Origin of the sequence: Candidatus Erwinia haradaeae (assembly GCF_900699015.1) — a bacterium.
GTDB classification, from domain to species: domain Bacteria; phylum Pseudomonadota; class Gammaproteobacteria; order Enterobacterales; family Enterobacteriaceae; genus Erwinia_E; species Erwinia_E haradaeae_E.
On record NZ_LR217737.1, the window covers coordinates 123,302 to 146,326 of the forward strand.

A 23,025-nucleotide genomic window follows, 5' to 3' on the forward strand; every position below is an offset into this window, starting at 1 on the left:
TGTAATCCTTATTGAATTGATTGAATGGAATTAAATTTGAATTTTAATCTAATCCAATGAGATAATAGAGCGGATATTCACTGTTTATTAAATTTTTTGTGTATTAAATTTTTATATCTTAATATAAGAATAAACTTTTATCTTATTTAATCTTTGTTAAGATGAAAGTCATTTTATTTATTTTCAATTTTAAAGAGTCAGAATATATTACTGATAATACTTTAGTTAAATAGTTTATTCTATGATAATAGGAATAAAGAATGGTTTTTCACGATAAAATAAAGTGATATAACTATTTAAATAGTTCTGAGTGAGTTATGTTGATAAATATATAATTATTTTGTGTGAGGTTATCCTTTATAGCATAACGAAGGTTATATATATGTTTTTCTTTTTTAAAAGTTTTCAATTTTCTATTTTAGAAAAACTCTATATTTATATGGTTATATAGATTACTCTGTCATTTATTAAATAAATATACTCTATCTTTAGGATAGAGATAGATTCCATAATCTTATTGTTTTTATTATAAGTTAAACATATTAATTTTAAGATAAGATCGCAAGTGGAATAAAGTTGAATGATTAATGTTATATTTTGTGCTTATTTATATTAGTTTTAAGATTACAATATTTAATGAATGCATGAAATATAATGTTTAATATACAGTTCTATACAACAACGATGGTATCGTTATACATTCTTACTAGAACCTATATAAACATAAAATTAATTATGGTTAAATAAATCTTAGTACATTGCTAATAAATATAGAGTGTATAGTGATAAAGTAGCAATTAGTCATATTTAATCAAGTATTTTATTTATTGCACTGTTTGAAGTAAATAATTAGTAGCGCATGTATATTAGTCTGAGAATATAGATGTTATAAGTTATATCTATCGATATATCTTAGAAATATGATAAGGATTATTGTTTTTGAAAAAATAAAAATAATCTTATTAAGCAGCGATGCAAGAAATAATGTTTATTGTCGTTATTATCTATACTAATAGTATCTAAAATATAGATTTTATAAACTCTAATGGATCTTGGTATAATTCCTTATAATAAATAATTTTAATTAATTAGGAATGAAATAATATGATATAAGTTTAATGTATTTTGATTGGCACTCGTTGGGATAATGAGCACATAATCTCATATCCTACGGTCCCCGCTTTTGAGGCAATATCATCTATTTTTATATTGTCTCCCCATAATTCCACTGGGCTACCAAGACCAGTTTGAGGACAGTGAGTTAGATCAACAGCTAACATATCCATCATCACTGATCCAATAGTATGTGTAATCTCTTCACCTACTCTAATTGGTGTTCCAGACGGAGCATGGCGTGGATAGCCATCAGCATAGCCGCATGCAACTATCCCAATACGCTGTTTATATGGTGCACGATAGTGATGGGTGTAACCTATAGTTGCTCCTGTTGGAATTTCTTGTATGGCAATAACTTTGCTTGTTAGGTTCATAACAGGTTTTAAACCAGTATGAGCAATATGATTCCAGGAACCTCCTGGAGAGGCGCCATACAGCATAATTCCAGGGCGAATCCAATCATAATGTGTGTTAGGATGCCATAGAGTTGCAGCAGAGTTAGCTAGTGACTGTTGGCATTTTAATCCGATCGCTGCTTTTTTTATTTTTTGCATAGATTCAGTAACGCCATAAAGGCTCTCAGCTGTAGGGAAATGTGACATGAGAGTCAGTTTGCCAATATTTTTGAATGACTGTAGTTGATGCCAGGTCTTATTGATTTCATGAGGATGAAAACCAAGACGATTCATGCCGCAGTTAATTTTAAGATAAATATCAACTGGAGATGAGAGTTTAGATTGTTCTAATATTTTAATCTGCCACTGACTATGTATAGTAGTGGTTAAGGAATATTGATTAATAATTTTTAGATCATCTGGTTCAAAGAAACCTTCTAATAGTAGGATTGGTTTATCCCAGCCATGGTGACGTATTAAAATTGCTTCATCTAAGTTGAGTAAGGCAAAACCATCTGCTTTGATTAAACTTTTCAAGACATTCTTAATACCGTGTCCATAGGCATTAGCTTTTATTACTGCCCAAATACGTGAAGTAGGGGCCAAATGGCGCGTTATAGCAAGATTATTTTTTAATGCATTGTGACTAATCGTAGCTATAATAGGACGAGGCATAAAGTTTCCTTTTTAGAGTAAATTAATATAGTGATATGTCTACAATTTAATATCATTTTGAATAGATAGCGTTATGTTAAATATTGTAATTTATGTATATAGATACATATGAATTAGTTATTTAAAGAGCAGTATTGATTAAATATTATACATAGAATCTAATTATTTAAATCTATTATTCATAATAATTAATAGATTCACTCTGTTTCTAGATACTGAAAATTATTTTTTAAACATATAGAACTAGAATTAGTTTCTAATAGATTGGAGTATATTTATATTATTTATACTTAGATGATTCAGAATCAATGATGAATTTATTAGAATTATTGATACAACAGTTGAACCTATACTGATCTGTATTCTTATAGTCATTTATCTATAGGATAATTTTTGGATAAATTTATGATCTCTAATGTATTTTACGTTAGTATTTTCTCGTTAAACAGTTACAAAAGGAGATTTATTGTTATAAACATTACAGATTCTAGAAATGGGTAGAATAGGATAAAAATTTTATGTGTATTTCTTGAAAATACGTAAATAATAATGAATTTTTATGTTAGTTTTTTATTTTTTTGCATTTTTCAATGGGGCCCGCCGTGTCACTTATACTTTGGCAACAGTGTCTTACCTGTCTGCAGGATGAATTACCTGCCACTGAGTTTAGTATGTGGATACGACCCTTGCAGGCTGAGCTCAATGATAATACATTAGCTTTATATGCACCAAATCGTTTTGTACTCGATTGGGTTAGGGATAAGTATCTATCTAACATCAATGCTCTTCTAAATAATTTTGGTGGTGTGAATGTTCCTTTTATACGTTTTGAAGTAGGGAGAAAACCTACCCCTAAAATAATTAGAGAATCGAGTATTTCTGATAGAGAGATGATAAGAGCTAAGACAGGTAAGTTTCTGATATCAAGCTGTAGTAGTTGGGATACTTGTGCCACGTTATCTCGTTGTTTTAATCGTTCTAATTTGAACATGAAGCATAATTTCGATAACTTTGTTGAGGGCAAATCAAATCAACTAGCGCGTGCTGCAGCTTATCAGGTTGCTTCTAATCCTGGTGGATTATATAATCCTTTGTTTCTTTATGGTGGGACAGGGCTTGGTAAAACTCATCTCTTACATGCGGTAGGCAACAGTATTATTTCTAGTAAATCTAATTCCGAAGTAGTCTATATGCATTCTGAGCGTTTTGTTCAAAATATGGTGAAGGCGCTACAAAATAATGAAATTGAAGAGTTTAAACGTTATTATCGTTCAGTAAAGGCACTATTAATTGATGATATTCAATTCTTTGCTAATAAAGAACGATCTCAAGAAGAGTTTTTTCATACATTTAATGCGCTACTTGAAGGTAATCAACAGGTGATTTTAACTTCTGATCGTTATCCAAAAGACATTAATGGAGTTGAGGATCGCTTGACATCACGTTTTGGATGGGGGTTAACAGTAGCTATTGACCCACCAGAACTTGAAACACGGATAGCAATTTTGATGAAGAAAGCTAATGAAAATAATATCTCTTTGCCAGTAGAAGTTGCATGTTTTATTGCTAAAAAGCTACGGTCTAATGTACGAGAACTAGAAGGAGCACTTAATCGTGTGATTGCTAACGCTAGATTGATGCAGCGTTCAATAACCATTGATTTTGTACGTGAAGCTCTTCGTGATTTACTAGCCTTAGAAGACAAACTAGTAACTATTGATACAATTCAAAAGACGGTAGCTCAGTATTATCAAATTCAAGTAGGTGATCTCTTGTCAAAACGTCGATCGCGTTCGGTAGCACGTCCTCGCCAGATGGCAATGGCCATGGCTAAGGAGTTGACAAATCACAGTTTACCGGAAATTGGTGATGCCTTTGGGGGTCGTGACCATACAACTGTTCTACATGCATGTCGAAAAATTGAGCAGTTGAATGAAGAAAGTTTAGATATTCAAGAAGATTTCTCAAATCTTATTAGAACTTTATCCTCTTGATTTAGAAGATAGTTGCTTAAATTATGAAATTTATTATTGAACGTGACTTGTTACTAAAACCTTTGCAACAAGTCATCAGTCTCTTAAGTGGACGTCCTATACTACCTATTCTTAATAATTTGTTACTAGAAGTTGTAGAAGGTAGCTTGGTTCTTACTGGTACTGATTTAGAAATGGAAATGGTAGCACGACTTGCTTTGAAGGAAGAACACCAAATAGGATCGATTACCATTCCAGGTCGTAAATTTTTTGATATTTGTCGTAGTCTTCCGGAAGGTGTTAATATTACAGTGATACTGGAAGATATAAGAATATTAGTACGGTCTGGGCGTAGTCGATTTTCTCTTTCAACTTTGCCATCTAGTTCTTTTCCAAATTTAGAGGACTTGAGGAGTGAGGTTGAATTTTCAGTGCAACAAGTTATTATAAAACGCTTAATTGACGCAACACAATTTTCTATGGCTCATCAAGATGTCCGTTATTATTTAAACGGTATGTTATTTGAAACTGGAGGTGAAGTATTACGGACCGTTGCTACCGATGGACATCGGTTGGCAATATGTTCTATGTTAGTTGAAGAGTCATTACCAAATTACTCAGTGATTGTTCCACGCAAAGGTGTAATAGAGCTTGCACGTCTTTTAGATAGCAGAAAAGGTCTTATTAGAATTCAAATGGGTAGGAACAATATTCGTGTTCATGTCGGTCATTTTGTTTTTACTTCTAAACTCGTTGATGGTAAATTTCCAGATTATAGGCGTGTATTACCAAATGATCCTGATAAAATTTTGTATGCTGATTGTAATTTACTGAAACAATCTTTATCTAGAGCAGCAATTCTTTCCAATGAGAAATCGCGTGCGGTTCGGATATATATTAGTCTGAATCACATGAAGATCACAGCTAACAATCCTGAACAGGAGGAAGTAGAAGAAATGTTAGATGTGCTATACAGTGGTATTGATCTTGAAATAGGTTTGAATGTTAGTTATGTTTTAGATGCTCTCAATGTTTTAAAGTGTCAGAATGTTTGTCTCCTGCTAACTGATTCTATTTCTGGTGTTAAAATTGAAGATACAATGAGCCCATCTGCTAGCTATATTATTATGCCAATGCGATTGTAAGTTATTTACTATACTGTTAAACAGTATCTGTTTAAGATACAGGCAATGAAACGGTGATTTCACCGGAAGATAAAAATGCGAGAAAATTTGATGCCGAATATTTATAATTCCTCTAGTATTAGGGTTTTAAAGGGGTTAGATGCAGTACGAAAACGTCCTGGTATGTATATTGGTGATACAGATGATGGTACCGGTCTGCATCACATGGTATTTGAGGTCGTAGATAATGCTATTGATGAAGTTCTTGCCGGCTATTGCTCAAGTATTGTTGTTACAATTTATCCTGATTATTCTGTATCTGTACAAGATAATGGGCGAGGAATTCCTACTGGATTACATGAGGAAGAAGGAATTTCTGCTGCTGAAGTAATTATGACCATTCTTCATGCTGGTGGTAAATTTGATGATAACTCTTATAAAGTTTCTGGTGGGTTACATGGTGTAGGTATTTCTGTAGTCAATGCTCTATCTAAAAAATTAGAGCTAACAATTTGGCGTGAAGGTAAGGTGTATCATCAGATTTATATGCATGGTGTTCCACAAGCTCCGTTAGATGTTATAGGAGACTCAGAGTTAACAGGAACCTGTGTACGATTTTGGCCAAGTCATAAAACATTTACCAATATACTTGATATTGAATATCAAATTTTAGAAAGACGATTACAAGAATTATCATTTCTTAATTCTGGGGTGATTATTAAATTAGAAGATCTTCGTGATGGGAAAAAGAATCTTTATCATTATAAAGGAGGTATTCAAGCATTTGTTCAGCATCTCAATCAGAATAAAACGCCAATTCATCCTAATATATTTTATTTTTCTACCAAGAAAAACAATATTGGTATAGAAATAGCATTGCAGTGGAATAATGGTTTTCAGGAGAGTATTTATTGTTTTACCAACAATATTCCACAGCGTGAAGGTGGAACTCACCTTGCTGGCTTTCGTACTTCTATGACCCGTACTCTTAATTTATATATGGATAAAGAAGGATATACAAAGAAAGCTAAAGTGAACACTACAGGGGATGATGCTCGAGAAGGTTTAATTGCAGTGGTATCCATTCAAGCACCAGATCCAAAATTTTCATCACAAACAAAAGATAAACTTGTATCTTCTGAAGTTAAAGTAGTAGTTGAGCAGCAAATGAATGAACTTCTCTTTGCGTACCTTCTAGAGCATCCATCTGATGCAAAAATTATAGTGGGGAAAATCATTGATGCCGCACGAGCACGCGAAGCGGCTCGACGAGTACGTGAAATAACACGTCGTAAGGGTATGCTCGATTTTTCTAGTTTATCTGGTAAGCTAGCAGATTGCCAAGAGAGAAATCCAGCTTTTTCTGAAATCTACTTAGTAGAAGGGGATTCCGCTGGAGGTTCTGCTAAGCAAGGACGTAATCGTAAAACTCAAGCTATTCTTCCCTTAAAGGGGAAGATTCTTAATGTAGAAAAGGCGCGTTTTCATAAGATGTTAGCTTCTCAGGAAGTGGCTACTTTGATTACTGCTTTAGGTTGTGGGATCGGTCAAGATGAATATAATCCAGATAAGTTACGATATCACAATATTATAATTATGACTGATGCCGATATAGATGGAGCTCATATTCGCACACTACTATTAACTTTTTTTTATCGACAAATGCCAGAAATTATTGAACGTGGGCATCTTTATATAGCACAGCCTCCACTTTATAAGGTAAAGAGAGGTAAAAAAGAGCAGTATATTAAGGATGATGAGGAGATGGAGCGGTATCAAATGGCCACAGCTCTTGAATCTGCTATCCTTTATGTTGGAAGGGAAGGGTTATCATTCACTGGCGAAAAATTAGAAAATTTAGTTTCTTCTTTTTATCGTACACGGAAAATAATAGAAAAATTGGAGTATCTCTATCCTTTATCGATTTTGAATGCACTTATTTATCATTCCACCTTACATAATTTGATAGATAAAGAAACAGTATATCATTGGTTAGAGACTTTGGTAAAGTATCTGAATTCTCATGATCAAGATGGTAGTAAATATAGAGGGATTATATCTGAAGATCATACATCGAATGTATTTATACCTATAATACGTGGACGTATATATGGTATTGATATAGATTATTTTTTTGATCAGAAATTTATTTTTAGTGATGAGTATCGTAGAATTTGTTTTTTTGGTGAACAGGTTCGCGGTTTGCTGGGAAAGGAAGCATATATTAGACGTGGTGATCGGTATCAATATATTTTTAGTTTTGAGCAAGCTGTCAATTGGTTAGAAAATGAGTCACATCGTGGTCTTGTTATTCAAAGATATAAGGGTTTGGGAGAAATGAATCCAGATCAATTATGGGAAACTACGATGAATCCAGAGAAGCGACGGATGTTATTGATTACTATTGATGATGTGGTTGCTACTGATCAGATTTTTACTACTTTAATGGGTGATATAGTAGAACCGCGTCGTGTGTTTATTGAAGAAAATGCACTAAAGGTATCTAATCTTGATATTTGAACAGAATGGGTTACTGAAGAGATTCGGTGTGTTTATATTCCTCATTGAGTTATTTTGTCAATAGTAAGATCGGTATACTAAGAATCATATATATTAGAGATAGGTATATGTTTCCATAGTCTTTATCAACAGTAAAGACTAGTGGTGCTATTGTTATATTAAGCAGTACTGAGTTAGTGATGATTCAGAGTATAGTATGAATATATATAAATATCATCTTATTTTGAGGATAGTATGGCGATTAGGTTGATTGCAATTGATATGGATGGCACACTTTTAAATCCAAAATGTGAGATTACACCACGAGTACAGCAGGCTATTCAAACAGCGCATAAAAAAGGAGTGGCTGTGGTTTTAGCTACTGGACGCCCATTTATTGGTATAGAGCGTTATTTAAAAGAGTTGGAATTAAATAGGGAAGGTCAGTATTGCATCACTAATAATGGCGCACTAGTTCAGACAACAATTAATGGAAAATGCCTGTTAGAGGTATTATTGACTTTTGATGATTATCTTTATTTTGAACGATTATCCCGCCTATTGGATATTCATTTCCAAGCATTTAGTAAGATAGAGATGTTTACCTCCAATAAAAATATTAGTAAATTTACTATTCGTGAAGCTTGGATGACTGGTATTCCTCTTAGTTATTGTGCAGTAAATGATATGAATTCTAATTTAACTTTCCCTAAGTTAATGATGATTGGTTCTTCAGAACGTTTGGATTCTGTAGTTTCTAGTTTACCTCAGGTTGCAGTTGAACGTTTTAATATAATGAAAAGTGCGCCTTGTTATCTTGAGATTTTGAATAAACAAGCAAATAAAGGACTTAGTCTTTGTTTCTTAGCTAAGAGAATGGGATTCATTAGAGAAGAGGTAATGGCTATTGGTGATCAGGAAAATGATTTATCTATGTTAGAGTATGCAGGCATCAGTGTTGCGATGGGTAATAGTATTAAAAAAGTCAAAAAAGTGGCACAGATTGTGACTAAAAGCAATCAAGAAGATGGTGTAGCTAGGGTTATTGAGGATTTTTTATAGATTTCTTCATTAATAAATATTTAATATTTTTGTTTGATTGTATCTTTTTCTATGTTAATTTCTATTTCTTTACTCTCTCTAGTAAGAGAGTAAAGATTTAATATTAAGATTATTAAAATTTTGTATGATAATGAGATGTTTCATAGATAAAAGATAGTTGATATAGATTGATTGTATTGTATATAGATACATTAGATCTAGAAATTTATTAGATAAAGTAATTGTTGTAAGTTTTATGATTCAGACAATAAGAGCGACTACTACTTTTAGTTTGATATCATATTTTCGATAGTAAGAGGTATAGTTATTATCTTCAATAGAAAGATAGAATATTAATACTATGATGTTTAGGTAATTAGAGATTTTCTTCTTATATTCATATAGATAAAACATATTGCTATCTTGTTAGAATATAGATTGATAGATAATACTGTTGGTATTAAATAAAGATTTTGAATCTTGGAATTAAATTCTAAATTAATACTTATGTAGATCTATTATAGGGGGATGTTAGATTAAGATTAGATATGATCTATTTCTGTATAAATATCTACATTGATAAATTAATTAGGTATAAAGTTTTACCCTATCTTGGGTAAAACTTGAAGTAGATTGACTCCATGCTAGATTTTGATTATAATAAATAAGATGCATCAAAGTTAATATGCTACATATTTACTATTTGTTAAGGATAGAATCTCTGTTCCACTTAAATTTAGGCAGCAATTTGAATGAAACGAACTTTCCAACCATCGATACTAAAGAGAAATCGTACACATGGTTTCCGTATGCGCATGGAACATAAAAATGGTCGTGATATCTTATCTCGTCGACGAGCTAAAGGTCGATCACGTCTTACTATCGTGAACAGTACACGATAATGACTCTATGATGCGATTTAGATTTTCAAGGGACTTAAGACTCTTGACCGCTAGGCACTTTAATTTTGTTTTTGAGCATCCAAAGCGGATAAGTACTAGATATATAACTATTTTAAGTCGTTTCAATGAGTTAGCTCACCCAAGAATCGGATTAACCATTTCTAAGAAACATATAAAGCATTCCTATGAGCGTAACCGAATTAAGAGATTAATGAGAGATAGCTTTCGTATACATCAATATCATTTGCTGGAGATGGATTTTATAGTTATAGCGAAGAGTGGTATTAATAAGATTGACAACAATACATTAACTGGGATCTTGGAGAGATTATGGTGCTATCATTATCGTTTGGATCAAAGATCCTGATTTTTTTAATACGCCTATATCAATTCCTAATTAGCCCATTAACAGGTCCGTGCTGTCGTTTTCATCCTACTTGTTCGCAATATACTATTGAAGTATTACGAAGGTTTGGAGTGATAAAAGGAAGTTGGTTAGCAATAAAGCGGATCTTAAAATGTCATCCTTATAATTGTAGTAACCATGATCCAGTCTCTCCACCAAAGAATTGATACTAGAGAATATTAATGATGTATTTTCAACGCAATCTTTTTTTTATCGTTTTTTTGTTTGTATTATTTATGATTTGGCAAATATGGGATAGGAATCATGTTCCAAAACAATGGGAATCTAGTCCTGTAGACATCGTTAATAAAAAGGTTGATTATAGTGTCAATGATGACCTGATTAGCATTGGATTGGATCCAATCATTACTGTTGAAACAGATGTATTATCATTAAAAATTAATACGCGTGGAGGGGATATTAACCAGGCGGCATTACTATCTTATCCGGATAAATTGGGGTCAACATGTCCCTTTTTACTTTTAGAATCTAGACCGGATTTCGTATATCAGGTGCAAAGTGGGTTAATTGGTCGTAATGGGCCAGATAGCCTGAGTCGTAGAGTGCGGCCTCTGTATATTAGTGCAGATCACTATTTTAAGATAGGTGATGGTCAGGATGAGTTGCGTGTTCCGTTGACATTTATGACAGACAATGGTGTTACATATACTAAAATATTCATTTTACATCGTGGTCAATATGCCATTAGGATTGAATATCAAGTCAATAATGCAACTAAAAATCCTTTAGAACTATCAATGTTTGGTCAAATAAAACAAAGTATAGATTTACCAGAGGATCGTGATAAAACTAGCAACAATTTTGCTTTACAGACTTTTCGTGGTGCGGCCTATTCTAGTACACAGACAAAGTATGAGAAATATTCATTTGATAAGATTAGAGATAATAAAAATCTTAATATAACTACTATGAATGGTTGGGTCTCTATGCTTCAACAGTATTTTTCTGTAACCTGGATTCCACAGACTATCGGAAGGAATACGTTATATACAAGTAATTTAGGTCATGGCATAGCAGCTATAGGTTATACTTCTGAACCGGTTATTGTTAACCCAGGTGGAACTAAGAACCTAGTCGCGACATTATGGATTGGTCCAGAAATTCAGGAAAGCATGGCAAGGACTGCCTTGTATTTAGATCTTACTGTTGATTACGGTTGGTTATGGTTCATTTCTCAGCCATTATTTAAACTTCTAAAGTTTTTAAATAGTTTTATAAATAATTGGGGTGTTTCAATTATTGCTATTACTTTTATTGTACGTGGTATCACGTATCCTTTGACTAAAGCTCAGTATACTTCTATGGCAAAAATGCGTATTTTACAGCCAAAGATTCAGGCTATGCGTGAGCGTTGTGGTAATGATAAACAGCGTTTAAGTCAAGATATGATGGAGCTTTATAAAGTAGAGAAAGTTAATCCATTGGGTGGATGTTTGCCATTATTTATTCAGATGCCTATTTTTTTGGGTCTCTATTATATGCTTATGGCTTCGGTAGAACTTCGTCATGCGTCATTTTATTTATGGATTAAGGATTTGTCTGCGCAAGATCCCTATTATATACTACCGGTATTAATGGGTGTTACGATGTTTTGTATTCAGAAGATGTCACCGACCACTGTCACTGACCAGATGCAGAAACAAATTATAACTTTTATGCCGGCTATATTCACTCTCTTTTTTTTATATTTCCCTTCTGGTTTAGTTTTATATTACATCGTCAGTAATTTAGTTACAATATTACAACAACATATTATTTATCGTGACTTAGAAAAACGTGGATTACATAGCCGCGATAAAAATAAAATTTAAGTTAGTAGATTTAGATGTTACAACAACTTTGTGATGTTTTTGGTTTTATTCAATAAGTATTACAGATCATGTTCTGATTTTTTTTCAATCTATACAATATTTGTATAGATAGTGAATTTTATAACAGAGAAATATTTGGTTTATCTCTTAGAAGGTTGTAACAAAATCAGTTTGGTTAATATACGAGAATGTGAAGTAAAGAGTGTATAATGAGTTTTTATTCGTATAAAATTGTAGATATTCTATCTATAGAATCGTCTTGTATTGTGTAAGACACAGAGAGGGTTTGAATGACTAAAGAAATACAAACTTTCACTATTTATCCTTTGGGTAACTTGGATTCATATATCCGGGTAACTAATACTTGGCCAATGTTGACCTCAGAAGAGGAAAAAGTGTTAGCTGAACAACTGTATTATAAGGGTGACTTAGTAGCAGCTAAAACGTTAATTTTATCTCATCTTCGTTTTGTAGTTCATATAGCATGTAACTATTCTGGTTATGGTCTCCCGAAAGCAGATTTAATTCAGGAAGGTAACATTGGTCTCATGAAAGCTGTGCGTCGTTTTAATCCAGAAATAGGAGTTAGATTAGTTTCTTTTGCAGTTCACTGGATTAAAGCTGAAATTCATGAATACGTATTGAGAAATTGGCGTATCGTTAAGGTTGCTACTACTAAAGCACAGCGTAAGTTGTTTTTTAACTTACGAAAAACTAAAAAGAGATTAGGTTGGTTTAATCAAGATGAGGTTGAAATGGTTGCACGAGAATTAGGCGTTAGTAGTAAAGATGTTCGTGAAATGGAATCTCGTATGGCTGCTCAAGACTTAACCTTTGATCCACGACCAGATGATGAAACAGAGGTTGGATTCATTTCTCCAATTGGTTATTTACAGGATAGGTCCTCTGATTTTGCTAATGATATCGAGGAAGATAACTGGGGTGATTATGCGGCTGATAAACTTGGTTTAGCAATAAAGGGATTAGATAATCGTAGTCAGCATATTATTTGTTCTCGATGGCTGGATGATAATAATAAGACTACTTTACAGGATTTAGCTAATCAGTATGGTGTTTCTGCTGAACGGGTTCGTCAAATTGAAAAGAACGCTATGAAAAAACTACGAGGAGCTATTGAAAAATAATATATCTAAAATCTTCGTTTAGAAAATAAAATATTTATTATAATTTGATAATACTATTTACATTTTCTATAAAATAACATATAGAGTGACGATAAAATTAGTGTTTTTGTAAAATTGAAGTAATAGTAATTTTAAGTGATGGATAGTGATCTTAAAATGAGTAATCTAAACAATATTTTTGGTGAAAATTAAATCAGATGATTGATATGTAGCAAAATAGTCATCTAAATAAATAGAGTCATTTATTTGTATCAGATTACAATCATACACTTTATAGTAAAATATAGAATGACTTAACTGCTATCTATAAAGAAGATGAAAAATTCATTTTTAAGTTTTATTGTCGATAATAATACAAAAAATAGAAAGGATAGATATTTTATTTTTAATATGCTATTTTAAGATAAATAGAAGAAAAAGTAGATTTATTCATGAGGAAAAGTAGTAACATCATACAAAATATATATTGTTATGGAACAATCTTTCTAATAATTTATTTTTCATAAATTTTTATTTTTAAAGAAAATATACTTATATCACTCTAATAAGAAGTATACAATATATATTGTATATATGAATGGGATTCGTTATTCCCTGTCATGTCAAAGCATCTAAATTTAAAAAATATATAATTTGAAGTAGTTAAAAATCATAAGATGATCATCTATTTAAAATATGAGTTGTATTTTTAGTTTATAAATATGTGATTATGCTTTAATAGCATTTTTTATTTTTGATATTAAAGTAATTGTTATTATTTATTTATAAGAGAATGATAATAAATAGTTATATAGAATTATATTCTATCAAACTTATAGTTTGATATAAATAGTATGCTCATTAAACATGATAGTATTGAAAGATATTTAAATTATTGAGCAGATAACAGAAGTTGGATTCTGTATAATTTGTTTTCATAAAAATGAAAGAAGTTGATAGTTTACTATTATTTCATAGCTCTCCGTTTATAAGATTTTCAGTTTTAAAAGAATGATCGTAAAGATCAGTTAAGTGAATTCGTGTTTTGTTATCTATAATAAAATTATATTACTGAATATTATTCATAGTTTTCTATCATGTCTAATCAGATTTATTCTGTACAACTTATTATTGTATCGCTGGATATAGCAGGACAGCGTATAGATAATTTTTTATTCACCCAGTTAAAGGGTGTGCCTAAAAGTATGATTTATCGAATCCTACGTCAGGGATTGGTACGAGTTAATAAAAAACGCGTTAGACCAAAATATAAATTAATAAATAGAGATAGTATACGAGTTCCTCGCATTCGGATGGAACCAAAGGATAGAGGATTATCTTCAGATAAGATAGATCAAGTTAAGATACTTCTAGTAGAGAAATCTATTATTTATGAAGATGAGTATATATTGATACTTAATAAACCGGCAGGTATAGCTGTACATGGTGGAAGTGGTTTAAGTTTTGGTCTTATTGAAATTTTACGTGCATCTAGGCCAAAAGAGTATTTTCTTGAGTTAGTTCATCGTCTTGATCGATGTACATCTGGTCTTTTATTAGTAGCAAAAAAACGTTCATCACTACGTGATTTACATGAACAATTACGCGAAAAGAGGATAAAAAAATATTATTTAGCATTAGTAAAAGGTCAGTGGCCTCTAGGTGCTACAATGGTAAATGGTCCTCTTTTGAATAATTTTCGACGAGAGGGTCAGCGAACTTCAAGAGTATGTAAAGAAGGAAAAATATCTAAAACTTTATTCAAAGTACAAGAGTTTTATGCACAAAAGGCGACTTTAATTCAAGTTCGTCCTATTACCGGTCGGATGCATCAGATTCGTGTGCATGCGTGTCATATTGGTCATCCCGTTGCTTTAGATAATCTTTATGGTGATTCCGTATTCAACGAATACGTAAAAGGATTGGGATTAAAACGACTATTTTTACATGCTTCTACCTTATACTTTACTCATCCTAATACTAGAAAAGTAATGCGTATAGAAGCGCCAATTGATAGGAAGTTAGAAGATTTTTTGATGATACTTCGTCAATTATAAGGACTAATATTTCATCAGTCTTAGTTTTTAGGTATATCTAAGCTTTACAAGAAAATAGTTGATATATTATATGTAATTATATAGGGTGTCTAGTGATCATTTATTAACATAAATATATAGATTGATAATTTAATCAGAGACAACTACTGTTATAAGAGATAATTCTGAATTAAAATTAATAATAATTAGATTAGCTTATTAATATAAGAAAGTAATTTAGTAGTTAATCTAGATTTAACAGTATTGCTATTGATGAATAGAGATACTAAGTGATATTTTATTTAGTTTTTATCTAGGTCTACATGTTTATTTAATATTATCTATATTTAGTTACATAAGAATGATTGGCTTATATGTTATATATAATTGTGCTTATTGTAATCATATTTTATAAGAAATTATCAAAATAATGATAGATTGTATATTTTATATGATTTTAAATGATTTTTTATTCAGTGTTGTATTAAGATTAATTTTTTAATTTGACTTTATCATTTAAGAATATGTTTTTCGGTATGTATATCATTTATAGTAGATAAATTTGTTATTATTTTAGTTTCACTAGTAACATTATTATCAAAAATATGATAATTATATTTAATTATATTGGGATTGAATATATTTTGGTAATTCAGTGTTTCGTTATGTAAAAGAAATTCATTTTGTATCTTTAAATAACAATGTTAAGTTTTATTTGGTCTGAGATCTTTCTAATAGATATGTTATCTAAGTGATTAATATGCTTTGAGTAGAAGTTATTAGAATTTAAGTGAATTAAATATGTGCTAGACATAAAGTTTATAATGGTTCTGTATTGGAAAATTGTATATTTCTTATTTACCATATGTGATTGAAGATCACCTATAGTAATCATGTATCGAACATAAAAATATAGATTAATAATCTATATATAATTTATAGGAATAACTTAATAAAAGTTATAAATCAAAATACCATTACTTATCTATTACCAGAGCCTTGATAGGCTGGTATGTAGTGTTCTTGATAGATATTTATTAATATTTATAATATACCAATATATCAACTTATGTGAAAAAAGTTAAGGTTTTAATAACATTAAATTCTATGTTAATCTATTTGGTTAGTAAAATTTTTAATTAGATAAAAATTTATATTTTAGTCAGTAGGATGAGCGTTATAAGTTGTTTTTTCTTAATATCAAGAAGAGATAAGATAATCTAGGGCCTTCAGGGAATTAGAAATTATATTTTTAATCATATCTGATTTTTTAGAATGAATTGATATTTATTCTATGATTCAGGGAATATAGTTTTCATTATAGTAGATATTATAGTAGATTGGGATTATCATGAGTCTATTTATATAGTAGAGGCTAGTGTTTGTTATATATAAAATAACTAATCTCCTGGAGATAGAAGGATCACTGATTATGTCTGCAGTAGGTTATTTTTCTATTTTTATTTTAGAATTGGGATTTAGTATAATCATTTTAATTATTATATAATTGTTTATAATAATCATTAGAGTTGTTTTTTATCTTTATTCTGAAGTTTAATAAGAAGAATTAGGTATGTTTGGATACTTAAGGTACATCTTTTTGGATGCAATAGGATGATTTATTAATAAAGAGAGGGATATAATTTATATATTTTAAACAATAACATAACAATAATTACTAAATTTATAAATTAGTATAGATAACTTTTTATAGAAGATCTTGTATATAAAACGATATTAAATATATGTTATTTATTGTAGTTGTTTTGTTTTGAGCAATGCTAGGTATTTTAAATAGAAGGAAGATTATATCTTTATATTCAATTATTTTAGAGACAATAAAAGCATCAATATATTTGTAATCAACATTGATGTTTTAGTTTAGTCAATTTAATTTTTATACTTTATTAATATAAAAACACGTAATATCTCTATATTGAGTATAGGACTATTGTTTTTACGATTTTAATAAATATTGATTTATATATACAGCTAATTTGGATTGAATTCATCTATATTGATAAATTTAGATTTATAGGTGTGATTTTATCTTAAAGTTGTTATTTTAATAAGAGTGGTTTATTAATGAGTCAAAAAGATAAGATAAATCCTGAATCAGAATATATGTTATTTCGTAGTTTGATGTGTGATACACGTCAACTTGTTCAGGATACGATAGCTCATACATCTCCACGGAATAAAGTTTATTATAGAGGAGGTAAAGATTCTCAGTCAGAAAAAGTAGATTCTACTTATTACTTTTCTGATGAATTTTATCCTCTTATTTCCACTGAAGGCGCATTACGTTATGTGCGTAATGATGTAAATTGTTATGAGTTAAAAAAATTATGTCGTGGAGATTATATTCCAGATATTTTTTTGGATCTGCATGGATTAACGAAAGTTCAAGCAAAATATGAACTAGGTTCTTTAATTACAATGTGTCATCGGGAGAACTTTAATTGTACAAATATCATACATGGTCATGGTAAAAATGTACTTAAAACAAGGACTCCTCTATGGTTAGCACAGCATCCATTGGTGATGGCATTCCATCAAGCACCTAAACAGTTTGGTGGTAATGCTGCTTTATTGGTATTAATTGAAGTAGTCGATTGGTATCGATAGCTTATCTATATATTATTTTATTTATTATCATTGGATTTTATACTGATATTATATTTATAATTTATTAATTATTGAATTATTTACATAATGATTAATACGATGATTAAATCTTTATTTTTTATTAAGTTATTTTATCTGATTTTAAGATTTTGTTATTATTTTTATTTAGTGAAAAATCGTTATTTTTATTTTTATAAAACTTCTTATCTGTGTAGTGGTAAATTTTTTAGAAGATCCTATAATAGAGGATCTATATTTTATTTATAATATTGCGTGAATATATTTTTTAATGAATAATTAATTTTAGTAATTTCGTTTTTAAAAATATTAAATAGAGAGTAGTTTGTGTTTTTATTTTTTAATGACTATATTCTATATTATAGAAATATGGACTGTAATTTATCTTAGTTGTAATGTCTTGATTTTATTTTTTGAAAAATAAGTGTATAATTATTATTATGTATAATTGTTTGTAGAATTTTTATAAACTTTTTAGTTATATATTATATTATTGATATATTTATAATAATATTATTAGATAGAAGTGGTGTATTAATTTTTTATACGATATATATATTTGATATTTTATAGACTATATGAATGAGTAAATATAGGAATCTATTACTATTAATTGGATCATGTATATCTGACTCATAATTATTAAGTTATTTTGTGTAAATTTTATTTTATTTATTTATATTGAAAGTTTTTCAATATCTTTGTCTAAAAGATCGATTATATGTTTAAGGTTAGTATCTTAATTATTATTAGACTATTATCTAGTTGTTTGAGTAATGAAGTCCATTAATATTTAGAATGGACTCCATATTTATTTGTCAATTCTTAATCTTGATTTCAGGTTTTTTGAGTGGTATTACGTAGTTCTATTATATCTGTATAGACAGATATGATATTGATTTTACTTTACAGTAAGGGATCTTATTCCATATTTTCAATAAAATATAGTGTAATTATAATTACTAAAATCGTATAAGATTGAATTTATAAGTATATCGGATTGCATAGTGGATTTTTATAAAAAGAAATAGATATCCAGAAGTCAAAAATATTATATTAAATGTAGAGTAAGGTTTTTAGATTGTAAGTATGTATAATATGTGATGATGCTTTATTATAATATTCTGTATAGAATAGTAATCAGGTGAAAAGATCATGGATGTTGGTATTAATATAGTTGTTATCCGATCTAACATTAAGGGTGAAGAATAAGTTGTTCTAGGTTACTATATTTTGTATTGCTAATAGATGTTGATATTTGGATGTTTTTATAGTATCTCTTAAACTACGCTTTGAATTAGTTGTAATTTTATACACAGCCTTTCTATGATCTTAGATCATAGAACATTTTTATTTGTAAAAAAGTAAACTTATATCAATTAGCTACTGATAGTTTTATAATTTATTTATACAATGATCTTAATCATTTATCAGTTTATGAGGGAAAAGTCGACTAACGGTGTGGTTTGTTTGTTCTAATATTTTTTTATTATACGTATTGAAGCATATATAATCATTAGTATTGTGTAAATATAATGAATGATGATAACTTTGGTATTAGATTATTAAAATCATTTTTAATATTAATTAATGTGATCTCGTATAAGTAATGATAGATATCATAAATATACATATATTACTAGGTTATTTGTTTTTAGATATTTATCTAAGCATTTTTAAATAATGCTTAATATTCTATACTCATCGAGTAATTATGATAGAAAATATATTGTGTTTATAAAAACAAAATGTATCCTTTTGATTATTAGTAATATAGTATGTAATTAGTTTTATTTATATTTTATAATACCATGAATATGGTTTTTTTATATGGATAAAAGATATTTAATGAAATAAATTTTTTTTAGAAAGTAATTTTTTATTTATTTTTTAGTTATACCCCTGAATATTATAAGGGTTTAATATTTATTATTAAATAAGAAATAAAATTGATTAGATGTCATATAATGAGTTATCTTTGAGTATAGTTAATTTTATGATGTTAAATAAAATTAATTTTTATTTAATATTTAATAAATTTAATTAGAGAATAGAGGTGATTGTTTTAATATATAACAGATTTTATTAGTAATGTATAATATTTTAATAGATCATGTGTTTTAGTACTTTATGTTTTAATACTTACTCTTTTATTTGATCAGTATAGTATAGTTATTTATCTAACTGCTTAATAGTGTTTATTATTTTTGATATTAAAATATATTTTCAGAAACAGTAAAATTATTGTTTATTAGTATCATTGTTAATGATGGTGAGATATTTATTTTTATTTTAATCTTTGTGATTAAAAATTATTTTACCTATATATCTATCTTAATAGATAAAATAGATATTTTTGATGATAGATTACTAAATCTTGACTGAATAATTAATTCTTTCTTAGAAGCAAGAATTTTCTATATTAAAATCTATGACTAATTTAATATTTTTAGTAATTTTTTTATTTTTATATTTTGATATAAAAATATCTAGATTTTTTAGAAAACATTAGTTTTTTGCTTAGAAAGCAAGCCTTCTTATCTAATTTTACGATTTAGTTCTAGTTATTATGTTCTTGATTATTTTTGAAACAGATATGTATTGTTTACAATCTGCAATAACTAATTATTAAGATTATCTGTTCATTTAAATGGAGATAAAAGTACAATCAATATTGATTGCATTGCATGCTTGTGCACATTGAGATTAAAATGGAAAAACTGGACGTAGTTGAAATTTTAGATTTAACGTTCATTTATTGTCTTTTGTTTGAGGTGGTCATTTTTTGTAAATAATATTTTTTATTTTCTGTTGACATCAGAGTAGGAATTTATAAGAATTTTTTTATTTTTGATAGATGCTAAAATCTCAATTTTATTAAAGTAAGTATTTTAGTTTATAATGACTAGAATTAGATTGTTTTAAAAAATTATGTTAAAAAATAAAAATTTCTTACGAAGAAGACTAAAATATTTTTTAGTATTTTTTTTATTAGTTACATGGTTATTAATTAATCAGTTTTTAGTTGAGAGGATATATAAAACCATCTATCTAACTTATGTCGTAACAGATTGATTCCTATATTTTTTTTTGCAGAAAAAATCTCAACTTCTATAATTTGTTGAAATTGTTTCATTTCTTGACGTACTGTAATCAGTTGCTTGTAACTCGCTTTATCGGTTAGTTTATCTGCTTTAGTAAGAAGGACAAGTATCTTTAAGTTGCTTTTTTCTGCCCATAATATCATTTGTTTATCAAGGTTTTTTAAAGGATGACGGATATCCATTAGGATTAATAACCCTTGTAAGCAGTGACGATTTCTTAGGTATTGTTTTAAAGTATACTCCCATGTAACCCTTAGGTTTTTTGAAATGCTTGTGTAACCATAACCTGGCAAGTCGACTAGTCGATAGTCTTCAGTAATTTGAAAGAGATTTATTAATTGCGTACAACCAGGTGTTTTACTTGTTCGTGCAAGTTTTTTTTGATTCGTTAGTGCATTAAGTGCACTAGATTTACCAGAATTTGAGCGACCGATAAAGGCGATTTCTATACCTAGATCATTTGGCAAGTAATTTATATTAGGAGCACTGGTTAGAAAAGACGTAAGGTTATAATGACAATAAGGCATAATTATGGTCTCTAAATTCATAAAATCATAGATGATTATATCTAATAATGAAGATTTGAAAATACATAGTCATTTAGGTGACTTGTATGTAATGCAGATCAAGTTTTCAATTCATGATTTTTCAGTGCATTAGGTATTATTTTTGAAATTTATGCATTTATAGTTGAACATGTTGGTTCTATTTTTTTAAAAACTATATTAATCAAATAGTAAGTAATAAGGCAGATGGTGTTGATTCTAAAATATTTTAATAACTATACATAGTATTGCATAGATCATTTAATTAATTTAATTAAAATCAATATTTATAATCAAGAGACGAATAAAAATTTTCTTTGATGTGTTATCTACAAGTTACCAATTAATTTATTCTAATAAAGAATTGTATAAGTTATAGAATTTGTATTCTTTCTTCAAAGATTATTGTCTTTTTGTTATACCTTCTTTATTTTTATAAATTGAATATTTTATGATTTGTAGAATAATTTTATGGATTAATAGATTTCTATAGAGAGATATTATTTTATTTTAATCGTATCTAGATGATAAATCCGATTATATCTATTATGGTTATTATAGGTATAATCTCTATATTACGATCTGTTCACTGTTCTAAGAAGATTCTGATAATATATAAGAATGATTATATATTCTAAAAATATTTTTATTAAATTAAGTTATTAGTTTACTAACATAATAAAAGATGTACAAAAAGATGTTATAATTACTTTTCATTGCTGAGTAATTTTAGATCATAATTTAGAATTCAGACAGATCAGGATTAATATTTATTATTTTCATCTAGTAGAATAGAATCATATAGAATATGGTAATTACGTTGTAGCATGTCATTTTTTTGAGTAGGTTAGTTATTTATTTGATTAATTTTATAGAATATTGATGGATTGTTTTATTATTGAATATTTATAAAATAAATCTTTTGAGGTGTGTTATATAATTAACGTATAGGTCCTTGTTATAATATTATAAGTTTATTGATTAATAGATCAGACCATTGGTTTCCTATTCTTTCTAGAATAATACATCATATATTTTTTAGATATATTTTGGTAGTTTTTATGTTTCAGTATAAGATTGATATAATCAAGTATTCTTATCTATAGAATAGAAACTAGTGAAAAGGAATAAATAATAAAGACAGGGCAAACTAGTCGTACATTAATTAAGTCATAATATTTAATGATATTAGATAATAGAAGAGTAATTAAAATATCATTTGTTGTATTTATCGCTTAATAAGAAGATGTATATTGAAAGAACTTTTAATTCATTTTTTAATAAAATGGAGTTTGAGAAAAAACGATTGAAGTGAAATTTTTTAAAAACGATTTTAGTAAACAATATTATAAAAGCAATCGCTAGAATGAGCTTATTAATGTGATTACAATCAAGGTAGTATTTTAAGTGTATTTCACAGTTACTATAAATATAGTAATTTTAAGGTATGGGTAATTGTTCTGTTTCTAGTCTTTAGATTAGGGTTTATTTAAGTGTTTGAATAGCCATCCATAGGATGGCATAAATTATTTGAGTTTAGTTCTAATTTTGTATATATTTTTTATCAGTTGTTGAATGACTGATGGTTTAATAAATCGGTTCGTGGT

13 protein-coding genes are annotated in these 23,025 nt (G+C 28.6%); 11 read left to right on the forward strand and 2 right to left on the reverse strand.

Annotated features, from left to right (window positions below; translation table 11 throughout):
* Window positions 1-1,115 precede the first annotated feature (1,115 nt).
* Complete coding sequence (gene alr, locus ERCIPICE3303_RS00395) at window positions 1,116-2,186, reverse strand: alanine racemase (protein ID WP_157990792.1); 1,071 nt, start codon at window positions 2,184-2,186, stop codon at window positions 1,116-1,118.
* Window positions 2,187-2,788: 602 nt separating this feature from the next.
* Here alr and dnaA point away from each other — a divergent pair.
* The 11 genes from dnaA (at window position 2,789) to smrB (ending at window position 17,751) form a co-directional block, all read left to right on the forward strand.
* Window positions 2,789-4,180, forward strand: a complete 1,392-nt coding sequence (gene dnaA, locus ERCIPICE3303_RS00400; protein ID WP_157991271.1) for a chromosomal replication initiator protein DnaA — start codon at window positions 2,789-2,791, stop codon at window positions 4,178-4,180.
* Window positions 4,181-4,203: 23 nt separating this feature from the next.
* The gene (gene dnaN / locus ERCIPICE3303_RS00405; RefSeq protein WP_157990793.1) at window positions 4,204-5,304 is read left to right on the forward strand and encodes a DNA polymerase III subunit beta; all 1,101 of its coding nucleotides are present in this window, start codon (window positions 4,204-4,206) and stop codon (window positions 5,302-5,304) included.
* 90 nt (window positions 5,305-5,394) lie between these two features.
* Window positions 5,395-7,803 (forward strand): DNA topoisomerase (ATP-hydrolyzing) subunit B, encoded by a 2,409-nt coding sequence (gene gyrB, locus ERCIPICE3303_RS00410; RefSeq protein ID WP_157991272.1) that lies wholly within the window; start codon window positions 5,395-5,397, stop codon window positions 7,801-7,803.
* Window positions 7,804-8,037: 234 nt separating this feature from the next.
* A complete protein-coding gene (gene yidA / locus ERCIPICE3303_RS00415; RefSeq protein WP_157990794.1) occupies window positions 8,038-8,844 on the forward strand; it encodes a sugar-phosphatase in 807 nt (268 codons plus the stop codon).
* Window positions 8,845-9,575: 731 nt separating this feature from the next.
* Entirely contained in the window at window positions 9,576-9,725 is a 150-nt protein-coding gene (gene rpmH / locus ERCIPICE3303_RS00420) for a 50S ribosomal protein L34 (RefSeq protein ID WP_157990795.1), read from the forward strand.
* 7 nt (window positions 9,726-9,732) lie between these two features.
* Entirely contained in the window at window positions 9,733-10,092 is a 360-nt protein-coding gene (gene rnpA / locus ERCIPICE3303_RS00425) for a ribonuclease P protein component (RefSeq protein ID WP_157990796.1), read from the forward strand.
* Complete coding sequence (gene yidD, locus ERCIPICE3303_RS00430) at window positions 10,056-10,298, forward strand: membrane protein insertion efficiency factor YidD (protein WP_157990797.1); 243 nt, start codon at window positions 10,056-10,058, stop codon at window positions 10,296-10,298. Before rnpA ends, yidD begins: the two co-directional genes overlap by 37 nt.
* 18 nt (window positions 10,299-10,316) lie before the next feature.
* Window positions 10,317-11,963 carry a membrane protein insertase YidC gene (gene yidC / locus ERCIPICE3303_RS00435; RefSeq protein ID WP_157990798.1) on the forward strand — a complete coding sequence of 549 codons (1,647 nt, stop codon included), beginning with the start codon at window positions 10,317-10,319 and terminating at the stop codon, window positions 11,961-11,963.
* A 290-nt stretch (window positions 11,964-12,253) separates the two neighbouring features.
* The gene (rpoH, locus tag ERCIPICE3303_RS00440) at window positions 12,254-13,108 is read left to right on the forward strand and encodes an RNA polymerase sigma factor RpoH (protein WP_157990799.1); all 855 of its coding nucleotides are present in this window, start codon (window positions 12,254-12,256) and stop codon (window positions 13,106-13,108) included.
* A gap of 1,076 nt (window positions 13,109-14,184) precedes the next feature.
* Entirely contained in the window at window positions 14,185-15,144 is a 960-nt protein-coding gene (rluC, locus tag ERCIPICE3303_RS00445; protein ID WP_157990800.1) for a 23S rRNA pseudouridine(955/2504/2580) synthase RluC, read from the forward strand.
* Window positions 15,145-17,208: 2,064 nt separating this feature from the next.
* Window positions 17,209-17,751, forward strand: coding sequence for an endonuclease SmrB (gene smrB, locus ERCIPICE3303_RS00450; RefSeq protein WP_157990801.1), 543 nt, complete (start codon window positions 17,209-17,211; stop codon window positions 17,749-17,751).
* A gap of 3,028 nt (window positions 17,752-20,779) precedes the next feature.
* On the opposite strand, the gene yihA is transcribed toward smrB, so the two are convergent.
* On the reverse strand, window positions 20,780-21,421 hold the full coding sequence (gene yihA / locus ERCIPICE3303_RS00455; RefSeq protein WP_232515407.1) for a ribosome biogenesis GTP-binding protein YihA/YsxC: 642 nt from the start codon (window positions 21,419-21,421) through the stop codon (window positions 20,780-20,782).
* Between the last annotated feature and the right edge of the window lie 1,604 nt (window positions 21,422-23,025).